The sequence below is a fragment of the Marinobacter sp. SS8-8 genome (assembly GCF_030540945.1).
Classification (GTDB): Bacteria; Pseudomonadota; Gammaproteobacteria; order Pseudomonadales; family Oleiphilaceae; genus Marinobacter.
Map to the genome: position 1 here is coordinate 32921 of NZ_JASSVN010000001.1, position 14762 is coordinate 47682.

General features: G+C 58.0%; 16 protein-coding genes. 8 read left to right on the forward strand and 8 right to left on the reverse strand.

Features of this window, described 5'->3' with window-relative positions:
* Positions 1–37: 37 nt before the first annotated feature.
* Together tsf and rpsB are read right to left on the reverse strand one after the other, a co-directional pair.
* Positions 38–907, reverse strand: coding sequence for a translation elongation factor Ts (gene tsf / locus QPL96_RS00135; RefSeq protein WP_303284790.1), 870 nt, complete (start codon positions 905–907; stop codon positions 38–40).
* 93 nt (positions 908–1000) lie between these two features.
* Positions 1001–1753, reverse strand: coding sequence for a 30S ribosomal protein S2 (gene rpsB / locus QPL96_RS00140; RefSeq protein ID WP_303284791.1), 753 nt, complete (start codon positions 1751–1753; stop codon positions 1001–1003).
* Between the two features lie 260 nt (positions 1754–2013).
* Here rpsB and map point away from each other — a divergent pair, with 260 nt between their 5' ends.
* The 6 genes from map to dapE all read left to right on the forward strand — a co-directional run bounded on the left by map (position 2014) and on the right by dapE (position 9310).
* The gene (gene map, locus QPL96_RS00145) at positions 2014–2784 is read left to right on the forward strand and encodes a type I methionyl aminopeptidase (protein ID WP_303284792.1); all 771 of its coding nucleotides are present in this window, start codon (positions 2014–2016) and stop codon (positions 2782–2784) included.
* A complete protein-coding gene (locus QPL96_RS00150; RefSeq protein ID WP_303284793.1) occupies positions 2785–5430 on the forward strand; it encodes a [protein-PII] uridylyltransferase in 2646 nt (881 codons plus the stop codon).
* Positions 5427–6623 carry a succinyldiaminopimelate transaminase gene (gene dapC, locus QPL96_RS00155; RefSeq protein WP_303284794.1) on the forward strand — a complete coding sequence of 399 codons (1197 nt, stop codon included), beginning with the start codon at positions 5427–5429 and terminating at the stop codon, positions 6621–6623. The genes QPL96_RS00150 and dapC overlap by 4 nt, the downstream gene beginning before the upstream one ends.
* Before the next feature lie 114 nt (positions 6624–6737).
* Positions 6738–7079 (forward strand): ArsC family reductase, encoded by a 342-nt coding sequence (locus tag QPL96_RS00160; RefSeq protein WP_303284795.1) that lies wholly within the window; start codon positions 6738–6740, stop codon positions 7077–7079.
* Positions 7080–7158: 79 nt separating this feature from the next.
* Positions 7159–8187, forward strand: coding sequence for a 2,3,4,5-tetrahydropyridine-2,6-dicarboxylate N-succinyltransferase (gene dapD / locus QPL96_RS00165; RefSeq protein WP_303284796.1), 1029 nt, complete (start codon positions 7159–7161; stop codon positions 8185–8187).
* Positions 8174–9310 carry a succinyl-diaminopimelate desuccinylase gene (gene dapE / locus QPL96_RS00170; protein ID WP_303284797.1) on the forward strand — a complete coding sequence of 379 codons (1137 nt, stop codon included), beginning with the start codon at positions 8174–8176 and terminating at the stop codon, positions 9308–9310. Before dapD ends, dapE begins: the two co-directional genes overlap by 14 nt.
* 60 nt (positions 9311–9370) lie before the next feature.
* Here dapE and QPL96_RS00175 read toward each other — a convergent pair whose 3' ends face one another.
* The gene (locus QPL96_RS00175) at positions 9371–9589 is read right to left on the reverse strand and encodes a SlyX family protein (protein WP_303284798.1); all 219 of its coding nucleotides are present in this window, start codon (positions 9587–9589) and stop codon (positions 9371–9373) included.
* A 223-nt stretch (positions 9590–9812) separates the two neighbouring features.
* Here QPL96_RS00175 and QPL96_RS00180 point away from each other — a divergent pair, with 223 nt between their 5' ends.
* Positions 9813–10346, forward strand: a complete 534-nt coding sequence (locus QPL96_RS00180; protein WP_303284800.1) for a cold-shock protein — start codon at positions 9813–9815, stop codon at positions 10344–10346.
* A 41-nt stretch (positions 10347–10387) separates the two neighbouring features.
* Here the strand turns inward: QPL96_RS00180 and QPL96_RS00185 are convergent, their stop codons facing one another.
* The 3 genes from QPL96_RS00185 to QPL96_RS00195 form a co-directional block, all read right to left on the reverse strand.
* On the reverse strand, positions 10388–10762 hold the full coding sequence (locus QPL96_RS00185) for a hypothetical protein (RefSeq protein ID WP_303284802.1): 375 nt from the start codon (positions 10760–10762) through the stop codon (positions 10388–10390).
* A complete protein-coding gene (locus QPL96_RS00190) occupies positions 10734–12158 on the reverse strand; it encodes a hypothetical protein (RefSeq protein WP_303284803.1) in 1425 nt (474 codons plus the stop codon). The genes QPL96_RS00185 and QPL96_RS00190 overlap by 29 nt, the downstream gene beginning before the upstream one ends.
* A 107-nt stretch (positions 12159–12265) precedes the next feature.
* The gene (locus tag QPL96_RS00195; protein WP_303284804.1) at positions 12266–12706 is read right to left on the reverse strand and encodes a VOC family protein; all 441 of its coding nucleotides are present in this window, start codon (positions 12704–12706) and stop codon (positions 12266–12268) included.
* Between the two features lie 75 nt (positions 12707–12781).
* Between QPL96_RS00195 and QPL96_RS00200 the strand changes: the two genes are divergently transcribed.
* Entirely contained in the window at positions 12782–13678 is an 897-nt protein-coding gene (locus tag QPL96_RS00200; RefSeq protein ID WP_303284805.1) for a DUF1853 family protein, read from the forward strand.
* 41 nt (positions 13679–13719) lie between these two features.
* Here the strand turns inward: QPL96_RS00200 and QPL96_RS00205 are convergent, their stop codons facing one another.
* Together QPL96_RS00205 and QPL96_RS00210 are read right to left on the reverse strand one after the other, a co-directional pair.
* Positions 13720–14298: an AAA family ATPase gene (locus QPL96_RS00205; RefSeq protein ID WP_303284806.1), complete on the reverse strand. Its 579-nt coding sequence runs from the start codon at positions 14296–14298 to the stop codon at positions 13720–13722.
* Positions 14282–14695, reverse strand: a complete 414-nt coding sequence (locus tag QPL96_RS00210; RefSeq protein WP_303284807.1) for a hypothetical protein — start codon at positions 14693–14695, stop codon at positions 14282–14284. Before QPL96_RS00210 ends, QPL96_RS00205 begins: the two co-directional genes overlap by 17 nt.
* Positions 14696–14762: the final 67 nt, after the last annotated feature.

The window sequence follows — 14762 nt, forward strand, 5'->3', positions numbered from 1 at the left end:
ATACAGCGGCGGAATGCCTGCTGCACCAAACGAAGGATCAGGCCTTGCCTGTGCCGGCTGCGGCAGCAACCTCGGCAGCAAAGTCCACCTCTTCCTTCTCAATGCCTTCACCCACTTCCAGGCGAACAAAGCCGACCAGTTCGCCACCGGCGGACTTGATCAGTTCACCCACGGTCTGGTCCGGGTTTTTAACGAAAGGCTGCTCAACAAGGCTGTTTTCCTTGAGGAACTTCTTGATGCGGCCACCCATCATCTTCTCGACGATTTCGGCAGGCTTGCCTTCCATATCCGGCTGGGCCTTGATGACGTCTTTCTCTTTCTCGAGCTCATCGGCAGGCATGTCTTCCGGTTTGCCAACCCGCGGGTTAACGGCCGCAGCGTGCATGGCGACGTCGCGGGCCACTTCCGGATCACCGGCCGTCAGCGCAACAACGGAAGCAATCTTGTTGTTGCTGTGGACATAGCCACCAACAACCGGACCTTCAACCTTAACGATGCGACGCACGGTGATGTTCTCACCGATCTTCTGAACCAGCGCTTCACGCTTGGCTTCCAGATCGCCATCCATCAGCCTGGCAACGTCAGTTTCGCCTTTTTCGAAAGCGACATTCAGAACATCGTTGGCGAAGTTGACGAAGTTGTCGTCACGGGCAACGAAGTCTGTTTCTGAGTTAACTTCCAGAATGCAAGCAACGGTGTTGTCGTCAGAGATCTTGATCAGAGACACGCCTTCAGCGGCGGTGCGGCCGGCTTTCTTGGCAGCCTTCAGGCCGGAAGACTTACGCAGCTCTTCGATTGCAGCGTCAACACTGCCTTCAGCTTCCACGAGTGCTTTCTTGCACTCCATCATGCCAAGGCCGGTACGCTCACGCAGCTCTTTGACCATTGCAGCGGTAATTGCAGCCATGTTCAATCCTCTCAACTGTTCCGAATTCGGTGGGGAGGTATGCCCGAAGCAATCCCGGGCATACCTGACATCTTACAAGGTGAAGGCAAAGCGTCACTCAGCGGCGGGAGCAGCGCCTTCGGCATCTTCGCTGATTTCAATAAACTCGTCAGCTCCGGCACCGCCTGCCTGGGCGGCTTCGATACAGGTGTTGGCCACGGCCTGCACGTAAATCTGGATAGCGCGGATGGCGTCATCGTTGCCCGGAATGACGTAATCAACACCGTCCGGATCGCTGTTGGTATCCACAACGCCGATAACAGGGATGCCCAGCTTGTTGGCTTCCTTGATAGCGATGCGCTCGTGGTCAACATCGATCACAAACATGGCGTCCGGCAGGCCACCCATGTCCTTGATACCACCAATAGAACGCTCAAGGCGGTCCATTTCACGGGTACGGTCCAGAGCTTCTTTCTTGGTCAGCTTGTCGAATGTGCCGTCCTTGCTCTGGGCTTCCAGATCACGGTAGCGACGGATAGACTGACGAATGGTCTTGTAGTTGGTCAGCATGCCACCGAGCCAGCGGTGATTAACGAACGGCTGACCGGCACGCTCGGCTTCCTCCTTGATGATCTTGGCCGCGGCACGCTTGGTACCGACGAACAGGATCTTGTTCTTGTTCTCTGCCAGTTGCTGAACGAACTTCAGCGCATCGTTCATGGCAGGAACAGTCTGCTCAAGGTTGATGATATGAATCTTGTTACGGGCGCCGAAGATGAACTTCGACATTTTCGGGTTCCAGTAGCGGGTCTGGTGACCGAAGTGAGCACCTGCCTTGAGCAGGTCACGCATATTTACCTGAGCCATGATCGTTACCTTTTTAGCTTCGGGTTAGTCCTCCACGTATCCGATTACCCCAACCTGGCCCCTTTATAAAGATAAAGCAGGAGCAGGCACCCTGGGATAACGTGCCGACACGTGTGTGAATTTGCCGGATTCGTTTCCGGCGGGCGCGTTTATACCACAAACGGGCCGACAAACGCCATTATTTTTGAGAGCCCACTTCCTTGTACCCGGGCATCAGGCCCCTTAAAATGCCGGTTTGATACAAATCAACGGGAAGCCCAATGCAGGTATCGATCAAGACCCCGGAAGAAATCGAAAAGATGCGCGTCGCAGGCCGCCTGGCGGCCGAAGTTCTCGAGATGATCGGTGAACACGTCAAGCCTGGCGTAACCACCGAAGAGCTCGACCGGATTTGCCACGATTACATTGTGAACGAGCAGAAGGCCATCCCGGCCCCGCTCAACTACAAGGGGTTTCCGAAATCCATCTGCACCTCGGTCAACCATGTCATCTGCCACGGCATTCCTTCCGAGAAGAAAATTCTCAAGGACGGGGACATCCTGAACATTGATGTGACCGTAATAAAGGAGGGCTACCACGGCGACACCAGCAAGATGTGGATCGTCGGCAATCCGAAACCGGGTACCGAGCGCCTGATCCAGATAACCCAGGAGTGCCTATATAAAGGTATTGAGCTGGTAAGGCCGGGAACCCGCCTAGGCGATATCGGTAACGTTATCCAGCAGCATGCCGAGAAACATCGTTACTCGGTGGTACGTGACTACTGTGGCCATGGCATCGGCGCGGTATTCCATGAGGAACCACAAGTGATGCACTACGGAAAACCCGGCACCGGCATGGAGCTACAGGAAGGCATGACCTTCACCATTGAGCCGATGATCAATCAGGGCAAGTACCAGACCAGGCTGCTGCCAGACGGATGGACCGTGGTCACCAAGGACCACAAGCTGTCTGCCCAGTGGGAACACACCATCCTTGTGACCGCGGACGGCCACGAGGTTCTCACCAAGCGATCAGAAGAGTCCTTCTAAGTGGACCAAAGCGAGCTGGAATCACGCATCAGTAACGACCCCTCCCCGGTGAAGGCGGCCCGGGAGCTTTTGAAGGGGAGGTACAGCGCCGATGCCGAGGCCTTCAGACAGGGCGCCGATGTCCGCGCTCTGGTCCATTCCAGGGCCGATTCGGTCGATACCGTTCTCAGACTGATCTGGAACCGTTACCCCTTTTCCAGCTCACCGGATATCGCCCTGATTGCCGTGGGCGGCTATGGCCGGGGCGAGCTTCACCCCCACTCCGACATCGATCTGTTAATCCTCACCCGGAATGGCATTGAAGACCGCTGGCATGAGGACCTCGGCGCCTTCGTTACGCTGCTCTGGGACCTGAGGCTCGATATCGGCCACAGCGTTCGCAGTATCGAGGAAAGCAAAGCCGCCGCCCGCGAAGATGTCACCATCCTGACCAATCTGCTTGAGACCCGCACGATTGCGGGGCCGGATGAGCTGCGCAGGGGGCTCAGCGAACAGGTGTATTCCGATGATGTCAGTACCGACCGCAACTACTTTATTGCCAAACGGGAAGAGCAGCAGCAGCGGCATCACAAATACGGCGATACCGAGTACAACCTTGAGCCCAACGTGAAAGGTTCGCCGGGCGCCCTTCGTGATATCCAGACCATCGGCTGGATTACCAAGCGGCATTTCGGCCTGCAGAGCCTAGCTGACCTCACCCGCTTCAGCATCCTCACCGAAGAAGAGCACCTGGTCCTGTTCCAGGGTGAAACCTTCCTGTGGCAGCTGCGTTACGGCCTTCAGCTTCTGGCGGACAGGAATGAGAACCGGCTTCTGTTTGATCACCAGCGGGCCCTGGCCCAGATGCTTGGCTACAAGGATGAAGGCAAACGCCTCGGCGTGGAATTGATGATGCAGTCCTACTACCGGACCGTTCTCGCCCTCGCCGAGCTGGCCGATGTGATTCTGCAGTATTACGACGAAGCGATCCTCGGCAGCGCTTCGGAGGATGCGATCCAGCCGATCAACAAACGCTTCCAGATTCGCAACAACTATATAGAAGCCGTCAACAATCAGGTCTTTGCCTACGCGCCTTATGCCATCATGGAAATCTTCGTGCTGATGGCGCAGCACCCCGGGATCAAGGGCATCCGGGCCACCACGATTCGCTCACTGCGAGCGCACCGACACCTGATTGATGACGCCTTCCGTTCCGATCTGGCGGTAACCACGCTGTTCATGGAGTTATTGAGAACCCCCCACGCGCTGGACCAGACCCTCTCTGCCATGAAAAAGTACAACGTGCTTGGCCGCTACCTGCCGGAATTTGGCCAGATAATTGGCCAGATGCAGCATGACCTTTTCCACATTTACACGGTGGATGCCCACACCCTGCGGGTAATCCGCAACATGGTCCGGCTGAGCGGCGCCGACGCCCGGACCGAATACCCCCTCGCCTCCCGCCTGATCCACCGGCTGCCAAAGCTGGAAACCCTTTATATCGCGGGCATCTATCACGATGTCGCCAAAGGCCGGGGTGGTGACCACTCAGAACTGGGCGCCATGGATGCCGAAACCTTCTGCAAACGGCATCACCTCAGCGAGCGGGATACCCAGTTGATTTCCTGGCTGGTAGAGAACCATCTGCTGATGTCCATGACCGCTCAGCGCAAGGACATCTCGGACCCGGACATTATCCACGGTTTTGCCAGGGCAGTGCCAAGCCAGGCACATCTGGATTACCTGTACATACTGACTGTGTGCGACATCAGCGCCACTAACCCCAAGCTCTGGAATACCTGGCGCGCTTCCCTCCTGCGCCAGCTGTATATCGAGACAAAACGGGCCTTGCGCCGGGGAACGGAAACCCCCATCGACCGGCAGGAGTGGGTGCGTGCCACCCAGTCCGAAGCCCGGGAGATCCTGCACGCCCAGAACATGACCGACGAGCAGATTGATGCCATCTGGGACACAGTGGACGAGGACTACTTCCTCCAGGATTCCACTGTGGATATCGCCTGGCAAACCGCCGCCATCATCCGCCATGGCGACAACCCGGACCCGCTGGTACTGATTCGCGACACCCGGGGCGGCCCCACCGACGGCTATTCCCAAATCATCATTTACATGAAGGACCGGGTGACCCTGTTTGCCGCGACCACGGCGGTGCTGGAACAACTCAATCTGAACATCGTGGATGCCCGGATCAGCTCCAGCGAAGGCCCCTACTCCATCAGCTCCTACGTGGTTCTGGACGAAAAGGGCCAGCCACTGGGTATTGACCCGGCCCGTAAGGAACGGGTGCGGCTGAGACTGATCGAAGAACTCGACGACCCCGAGGACTATCCCGACATCATCCACCGGCGCACGCCACGGCAACTGAAGCATTTCGCCTTCCCGACCGAAGTGACGTTTTCCAACGACACCATCAACCAGCGCACCGTCATGGAAGTGATCACACCTGACCGCCCCGGCCTTCTGGCACGGATTGGCCAGGTATTGCTGGAGCACCGCGTTCGCCTTAGCAACGCCAAGATTGCCACCCTGGGCGAGCGGGTTGAGGACGTATTCTTCGTCACCGACGAGCAGGGCGAACCTATCCGGGACCCGGCCATGTGCCGGGCCCTGCAGCAAGACCTCTGTAAAATGCTGGACGACATTCAATGAATCCGAATCTGGACAGACTCCACCCCTACCCGTTCGAAAAACTGGCCAGACTCAAGGCCGGCATCACCGCGCCCGACCATCTCCGGCCGATTTCGCTCGGTATTGGTGAACCCAAACATCCGTCGCCAGACTTCGTTAAGCAGATCATTGCGAACAATCTCGACAAGCTTGCCAATTACCCGACCACCCGGGGCACGGACGAACTCCGCGAAGCCATCAGCCGATGGGCAACCCGCCGATTCAGCCTGGCACCCGGCAGCCTGAGCCCGGCCCGCCATATCGTGCCGGTAAATGGAACCCGGGAGGCCATCTTCTCCCTGGTCCAGGCGGTCGTGGACACCAGCAAGCCGGCCACGGTGGTGAGCCCGAATCCGTTTTACCAGGTGTACGAAGGAGCCGCCTTCCTGGCAGGCGCCACACCCGCTTACCTGCCCTGCGACGGCTCCAACGGCTTCGTTCCGGATTTCGGCTCGGTGCCCGAATCCACCTGGCAGGCCTGCCAGGTGCTTTTCCTATGCTCGCCGGGCAATCCGAGTGGAGCGGTTATTCCCAGGGAAACACTGACCAAGGTCATTTCCCTGGCGGACAAATACGACTTTATTATAGCCTCAGACGAGTGCTACTCCGAGCTCTACCCGGACGAAGGCATTCCCCCCGAAGGACTCCTTCAAACCTGCGCCGCCATTGGCCGCGATGATTACACCCGATGCGTGGTATTCCACAGCCTGTCCAAGCGCAGCAACCTGCCGGGGCTGCGGTCCGGGTTTGTTGCCGGTGACGCCCGGATTCTCGAAGGCTACCTGAAGTATCGCACCTACCATGGTTGTGCGATGCCGGCCCACAACCAACTGGCCAGCATTGCCGCCTGGAACGACGAAGACCATGTGCGGGAAAACCGCGCGGCCTATCGCGCCAAGTTCGAGGCGGTGGTTCCCATCCTGCGCGAAGTGCTGGACGTGGATTTCCCGGATGCCGGTTTCTATCTATGGCCGGTTACCCCGATGGATGATGAAACCTTCGCCCGGGAACTTTCAGCCCAGCAGAATGTACACGTGCTGCCGGGCCGATACCTGTCCCGGACCGTGGACGGCCATAATCCGGGCGAAAACCGGGTGCGACTGGCATTGGTGGCGCCGCTTGAAGAATGCCTTGAGGCGGCGCGACGGATTGTTGAATTTGTGAAGGCCAACTGATCGCTCCTCTCCCTGGCCCTCTCCCGCCGGGGACGAACATGGGGTCAGATGAAAAAGGGGTCAGATGAAAGTTTCATCTGACCCCATGCTCAACCCCTTTTTCGAGGTTCCACAATGAAACTCTACGGTATCAAGAACTGCGATACGGTCAAGAAAGCCCGCAAATGGCTGGATGAGAATGGCGTTGACTACGAATTCCACGATTTCAAAAAGGACGGACTGGACGGCGAGGTGCTATCCCGCTGGGAACAGGCCGTTGGCTGGGAGACCCTGCTGAACCGTCGCGGAACCACCTGGCGCAAACTTCCCGAGGAGGTTCGTGATACCATTAGCGCCCAGAGCGCCCACGAGATCATGCTGGAGAATCCATCCATCATTAAGCGCCCCGTCGTCGAACGGGGCGGGAATGTGTCCACGGGCTTCAATGCAGACGAATGGGCTTCATGGCCAGCCTGAATTCCACGTCAAAATTTAACTCCGGGGTCAGAAGAAAGCGTTCTTCTGACCCCATATTCAGAACAGGAGCAACCACCTGATGAGTTTTGCATTCGGTATCGGTATCGGCACCCAGAACAACCAGGGCGAATGGCTGGAAGTCTTTTACCAGAAGCCGGTCATGACACCTGACAACACCCTCATGGAAGTCATTCGCAATGCAATGGGCTACCAGGGTGGCAACCAGGCGATCAACGCCACTGCCGAACAACTCAGCCAGCTTGCCAATGCTCTGCGCCAGGTTGGCGAGACCGACCAGGCAGCCCTGGCGGGAAAAGCTGCCAACAGCAAGGGCCCGGTGGCGGTCACTATCCTGGAAACCGATGTCACCGCCTCAAGCACGCCTGAGGTTTACCTGAAGCTGCACCTGATCTCCCACCGCCTGGCAAAACCGCACGGTGTAAAGCTGGACGGTATTTTCGGTCTGCTGCCGAACCTGGCCTGGACCAACGAAGGCGCTATCGATCTGAACGAGTTGTCAGACCGCCAGCTACAGGCTCGCCTGGAAGGCCGTACCCTGGAGGTGAAATCGGTAGACAAGTTCCCGCAAATGACCGACTACGTGGTGCCCAAAGGCGTGCGTATCGCCGATACCGCCCGTGTCCGTCTGGGCGCCTATGTGGGTGAAGGCACCACGGTCATGCATGAAGGCTTCATCAACTTCAATGCCGGTACCGAAGGCACCAGCATGATTGAAGGCCGTATTTCCGCCGGCGTTATGGTTGGCAGGGGCTCGGATCTGGGCGGCGGCTGCTCCACCATGGGCACTCTCTCAGGCGGTGGCAACATCATCATTGCCGTTGGCGAGAACTGCCTGATCGGCGCCAACGCCGGCATCGGCATCCCGCTGGGCGACCGTTGCAAGGTTGAAGCCGGGCTGTACATCACTGCGGGCACGAAGGTTGCCCTTCTGGACGACAACAACGAGCTGGTGGAAGTGATCAAGGCCCGGGATCTGGCCAACCAGACCGACCTGCTGTTCCGTCGTAACAGCCAGACCGGCGCGGTGGAGTGCAAAACCAACAAGTCCGCCATCGAGCTGAATGAAGAGCTGCATGCAAACAACTGATTCTCCGACACTCGATCTTGCCGCCGACTTAATCAGCCGGCGATCCGTCACCCCGGACGATGCCGGCTGCCAGGAACTGATGATGTCACGGCTGGCACCTCTGGGCTTTGCCGGAGAGAACCTGCGTTTTGGCGATACCGATAACCTCTGGGCCCGCAAGGGCTCCGAAGGCCCGGTGCTCGCCTTTGCCGGGCATACCGACGTGGTGCCAACCGGGCCGGAGAAGAACTGGGCTCACCCGCCCTTCGATCCGGTCATCAAGAACGGTTACCTCTACGGCCGGGGCGCTGCCGATATGAAAGGCAGCCTCGCTGCGTTCATCACTGCCTGTGAGCGGTTTGTCGCGAAATACCCGGATCATCGGGGCTCGATTGCCCTGCTGATCACCAGTGATGAAGAAGGCCCCGCCCTGCACGGCACCGTGAAAGTGGTGGAAACCCTTGAAGCCAGGAACGAGAAGATCGACTGGTGCCTGATTGGCGAACCGTCCAGCACTCATGAAGTGGGCGACGTGATCAAGAATGGACGCCGGGGCTCTCTCCATGGATACCTGACGGTTCGCGGCGTGCAGGGCCACGTGGCTTATCCGCATATGGCCGAGAACCCGGTCCATTCGGTCGCCCCGGCGCTGGATGCACTGGTGAACGAGTTCTGGGACAACGGCAACGATTACTTCCCGCCGACCACCTTCCAGATCACCAAACTGGAAGCCGGCACCGGCAGTAACATCATCCCCGGAGAATGCCTGGTGCACTTCAACTTCCGCTACTGCACCGAAAATACCGCAGAAAGCCTGGAGGAGCGGGTAGTCGCAATTCTGGACCGCCACAACCTGAAGTACGACCTGCGGTGGCACCTGAGCGGGCGGCCCTTCCTGACCGACAAGGGCGCACTGGTTTCCGCCAGCCAGGATGCCATTCGTTCGGTTACCGGACGGGAAACCGAACTTTCGACCTCAGGCGGCACATCAGATGGCCGCTTCATTGCACCGACCGGAGCACAGGTGGTCGAACTTGGCCCCATCAACGCCACCATTCATAAAGTGGACGAGTGCGTGAAGGCCCAGGATCTCAATACCCTGTCAGAGATTTACGAGCAGATTCTGATCGAGCTTCTGGCGTAGAGCGTGAACTTGGGGTCAGATGAAAATGGGGTCAGATGAAAATTTCATCTGACCCCATTTTCAGTAGTGAGGCGGAGGGGTTTCGTCCTGTTCCGATTTGATATCGGACGGGGATACATCCTTCAGTTGTTTGTGCAACAAACGCTTAGCCTCCCACAACTCCCGAATGTCCATTTCCTGCCTGGCCACCTGCTCACTCAGGGTGTTGATAACGTCATCCTGAAACGCCAGCCGTGTTTCCAGCTCGTCCAGTCGGATTTCCAGATCGTTCTGGCTCATTGGGTATTGGTACTCCCCTGGGTGGATCTCTGAAGAATGTGATAGATGACACTGGTTACCCCGTTGCTTGGTCAGCGCTCGGGATAATCTGGTATCATGCCGCCTTTGCCCGCCAGCGCTCCCGTTTTCCGGGGAACTGACGGTTTTCACCGGCCGGATTCCCGATTTTACCCGATATCCGGTTTTTATCGTTAGCGTTACAAGAATGGAGAAATTTCACTCAATGCGTAATCCATCCAAAGCGATCCTTGTTGCTCTCCTGATCGCCATTCCCGCACCTTTGGTACTTGCCCTGTTGCTGTCGTTCACCCCCGAGCCTCTTCGCCTTATTGCCGTCGGCGAATTTGTAGAAGCACTGGGAAGCACCCGTGGCATCGCCGCTTACCTTATTGCCCTTGTTCTTTTCGGCATTGCGGGCTTCCTGGCCATTGCGCTCTCAGCCAAACAACCGGCCAGCCAGCGCAGCAGTTCCCGGCCTGACAGCCGTGCATCAAGCCAGAACTACGATGAGGACGAAGACGACGGCTACGACGAGAACAGCCCTGAGGGTAATGAAGAAGGCACCGTCAAGTGGTTTAATGTCAAGAAAGGCTTTGGCTTTATCGTGCGTGACAGTGGCGATGAGATTTTCGTTCACTTCCGTGCTATCCGTGGTCGCGGCCGCCGTGTTCTCCGCCAGGGACAACTGGTTCGCTTTAATGTTGTGGAAGCCGACAAGGGGCTGCAAGCCGATAACGTTTCCATCCTGAGTGACTGAATCACAGTCCACTGAAAGAGGCAGCCCGCGGGCTGCCTCTTTCAGTTCCAGACGACCTGTTGTTCACCCCGGTGGTCCAGGCGCCACCACTTTTCTTCCTCAACCGGCTCGCCTTCTTTCCAGTCTCCCGGGCTGCAACGAATCTCGGTATCCATGGCCCGCCAGGCACTGCGGGCGCAGTCCAGATCGCAGCTCCAGGGAAGACGCTCACCTTCAATAACCAGTGACGTAAAGCGCTTACCAAAAGCCTCCGGATACAGGGCTATCAGAAGCAACTCGCCTTGATAACGGGCTGAACCCCTGACCACGCCCGTAACCTCACTGTCGTCCAGTCTTAATTCGTCGAGGTGGCGTTCAAGCCATCGCGAAACCGCACCCGACTTCAGATCACGAATATAAATTTCCAGGTCCTGCACCCGCTGAATCTCCATCCTGCTGTTCACGATGGAGCACATAGTGAACCGGCTCACGCCGCGCTGCAACCCAGCGTTCCAGTTCCCGGCGCAAATCCTCAATACAGAGCTGACGAAGCGTGCCAAGCGCCTTGCGCTCATGCCAGGCCACTTCTGCAGCCACACGCTGGAGTTGGATGTCACCCAGCGAAGTCTCGATGCCTTCAACCGATTCTTTCCGCGCCAGTGCCACCAGAGACTGACGCCGCAGGGTATCTGCCTGCCCCGCGAGCGCTACCGCATCCGTCGGCCCTCTGCGAGCAAACAGGTTCAGCCGGGCGGCGGCCCGTTCCAGCCACTGCAACATTCCACCCGGCGTGCTGACACACCGGGTGTGCCGGGAAGAGACAAAGCAAATCACTGCCCCCGGAATCTGCACACTCCACTGTTTTTCGATGGCCGCCTGATGGGCGATCAGAATCGCCTGGCGCTGAACCACGCTTGAAACCGGCATCTCATAGGTGTCAAGAGTTCGGCCAAGGCGATGCTGCAGCATCGGCACCCCATGGCTATTGTCACACTCATCCGGACCAAGTAGCAGAATCGGCCCTGCCCATTGAAGAATCAGGGTGGGCGCCAGGCCATCGGGCAATTCCATCAGGGCAACCAGATCGGCGGGAGCGATGTTGTCGAGCACGAGAACCGGCCAGCGAGGATGATCGCCCGGGGAATGTCCAATATCTCCTGGCTCCGGAAGGGCCGGCAAGTCACTGGCCATGATCTCCGCTTCGCGCCTCAGGTCCAGCTCGACACAATCCTGTTCCAGAGCTGACAGAAGCGTCTGCAGCCAGGCAGTTTTGCCGGAACCACGCTCACCACGCACCCAAACCATAGCTGAGGGCGAGGTTTCCAGACTGACCGCCACATCTTCGGCAAGCTCAATCCACGCGGAATCCGTAACCACCACTGGCGCTCTTTGACGCTCATCAATAGGTGGAGGGTCCCGATCCCCGGTCTGGTCTGGCCAGCGGGCGACCAGCTCAAGGACAGCCACGTAAGCCTTTTCCTGCAGCCGCTCGGCGCGGCGAACCAGGGTCTCCAGGAGTTGCGACCATCCCAGCCATGGCGCCTCACTGACTTCCCGGGCCGCTGCAAACCAGTACATAAGCTGGGAAGATAGCTGCCCTTCGCCGCCGACCTCCGTTACAATGGGTTGTTCGCACTGGATAGTGCGGATGAGTTCGTCCATATCCACGCCGCAACCGCGCAGGAAGTGGGTTATGACGGGCGCAGAATCCAGCAAGGCAAGTAGGTAGTCTTCAACGGTAATCACCGAGCCACCGCGGCGTTCAACGCTGTCCCGGGCTCGTAACAAAGCGGTCTGGCACTGGGGGGCCAGGCATCCTTGCCAATCTTCCATCAAACATCTCCCTGTTCTTGATGCAGCATCCAGATGCAAAAGCTGTTTTTTGAAGCGCCATTATAACACTTTCAGACGGCTGGCGACCTGTACCGGGATCTCACCCCTTACCAGATACCGGTGTTTTCCATGCTGGCCCAGGGCTCTTTCGGCGGTAACGCCTCGCCTTTTTGAAGCAATTCTATGGAAATGTCGTCCGGCGTGCGGATAAAGGCCATGTAACCATCCCGCGGCGGCCTGTTGATGGTGACGCCATTGGCCCTCAGGTGCTCACACAGTGCGTAAATATCATCAACACGATAAGCGAGGTGACCGAAGTTCCGCCCACCGGTGTACGCCTCCGGATCCCAGTTGTAGGTGAGCTCGATCATTGGCGCCTTGTCCTCACGGGCCCGGGCCTCGTCTTCGGGAGCGGCCAGGAACACCAGGGTGAATCGGCCCTTATCGCTGCTTTTCCGGCTGATTTCAATCATTCCCAGCAGGTCGCAGAAGAAATGAAGGGTCTCGTCCAGGTTACTCACCCGGATCATGGTGTGTAGATATTGCATGGCGCCTCCTTCGGAACAGGATTGATCGCGAATTCATCATCTTACTATGGAGACAGTTTACGGTATTCTGGCCCCATGGATGCAAAAACAGCGGACAATCACCTCTCGGAGCTGAATACACCGGCAATCCGGCACCTCGCCTGGCTGTGCCGGGCGCCTCAACTGCTGCACTCGCCACTGACCTTTGAGCCAGCCCGATACCTCTGCGAAGCCTTGGACAGCAAACTCGGGGCATGGGATAGCAACCCCGGTGCGGCACCTGCGCTACTGAGAGAAGCGCCCCAGAAGCGACTGGGCTTTTATTTCGAGCGACTGTACCGGATATTGCTGGAGGACCTGCTTGGCTGGGACATTATTCTGCAGAACCGGCAAATACAGTCGAACGGACGAACCATCGGAGAGCTGGATTTTGTGGTCCACAATCGTACTGATGACCGGATAGAGCACCACGAAATTGCCATCAAATATTACCTGGGCGTGCCCGAGCCGAATGGGAACACCCTGTGGTACGGACCTAACGCCAGGGACAGGCTCGACCTGAAAACCGACCGGATGCTGCGCCAGCAAAGCCAGCGAACTCAACTGCCGGAGGCCAGAACCTTACTGGATGAGGCCGGAATTACGGAGCCGGTGACGCCACGAATCTTCATGCCCGGGTACCTTTTCTATCCCGCCGATCAGGAAGTTGCCACTCCACATTATGTGCCGGCCAGTCACCTGCGCGGGCGGTGGCGCTATCGCTCACAGATCAAAAACTCGGATGTTGCCGGCTGGGTGGTACTGAACAAGCCACACTGGATTGGGTGCTGGCGCCAGAGCGAGGCGCCCGAAACAGAAGAGGTACTCGCTGCGCTGCACGCAATCGAGCGCCACGCCATTCCTCTGCTGTTCGCCAACCTTGAGAAAGATTCAACCACTGGTCTCTGGCAGGAAACCGACCGGCTATTCGTGGTGCCCGACACCTGGCCCTAGGAGTCTGCACGATTTCTGCCGCACAGACTCCTCGTGGTCCATCAGGTATCGATCAGATCCTTTGCCCACTGCGGCAAGACTTCCTGACACGAACGCCAATGCCCCGCCTCCCAGACCGCGACGCGCAGGTAGGGTTGATCGAGGCTGGTGTTATCGACCAAGTATAGTTCATCCGCCAGGCCTATGCATTGGCGAAGGTTCGCCAGGGTTCTTGGAATTCGCGCCTCTGTCTTGGTCTCCGGTACATTGTGCCCTCCGGAGTTAACTCGGGAGGCCACCCGGGCCTTATTCAATGATGCCGGTTCCAGGTGGAAATAGAACAACCGAATGCGAAACCCTGCCGCTTTGGCAGCCCCAACGAAGTCCACCTTCGACGGATGGGAGAAGACGGTCTCGAAGCAGAAACCCTGACGCTCCTCAAGCAACCGAAACCGTTCCCGCTCCGCGATCAGCGCCGCCTCATAACTGTGTTTCTCAGGCGCATCCGGCCAGACGCTGCGGGCAATGTTATCGGCATTCACCAGGGGAATCTTCCGCCGGGCCAGAAAACGCTCATAGAAGGTTGTCTTGCCGGCACCGTTACCGCCAACCAGCAGCCAGAGTTCAGGCTGCGTTGTCACGGCCACTCAGTGCCTCAAAACGCCCGTTGCGAAACTGACCAACTTCCCTGCTGCCATCCGGATATATGGCCTCCAGGTAGCCGGGTTTCTCGCCAGACGCCTGATACACCGTGCGTCCCCGGGCAATGGACCGGCTCAATTCGCCACTTTCACGGGACTGATCCACTTCAGCCCACAGATCATCACTGGTAACCGACTCAGCCACCACTGGCTCAACCCTCACCTGGCGAATACCCTGGATAATAGCCATCAGATCCTCGGCACTCACCTCACCGGCAACGGCGCGCCCTATCTCGGCCCAATACTCAATCTGCTTGGGCGTTGAACGCCGGTGAACCGCGCCTTCTGCTGCGGCATGGCGGACCAGGGTGTCGTCGAGACGGACAGCGGTTGTCATGGGGACCTCCTGTGGCATGGCCAACTGATTATTACAGGCTACCACAAATGTTGCATCATGCAACAAG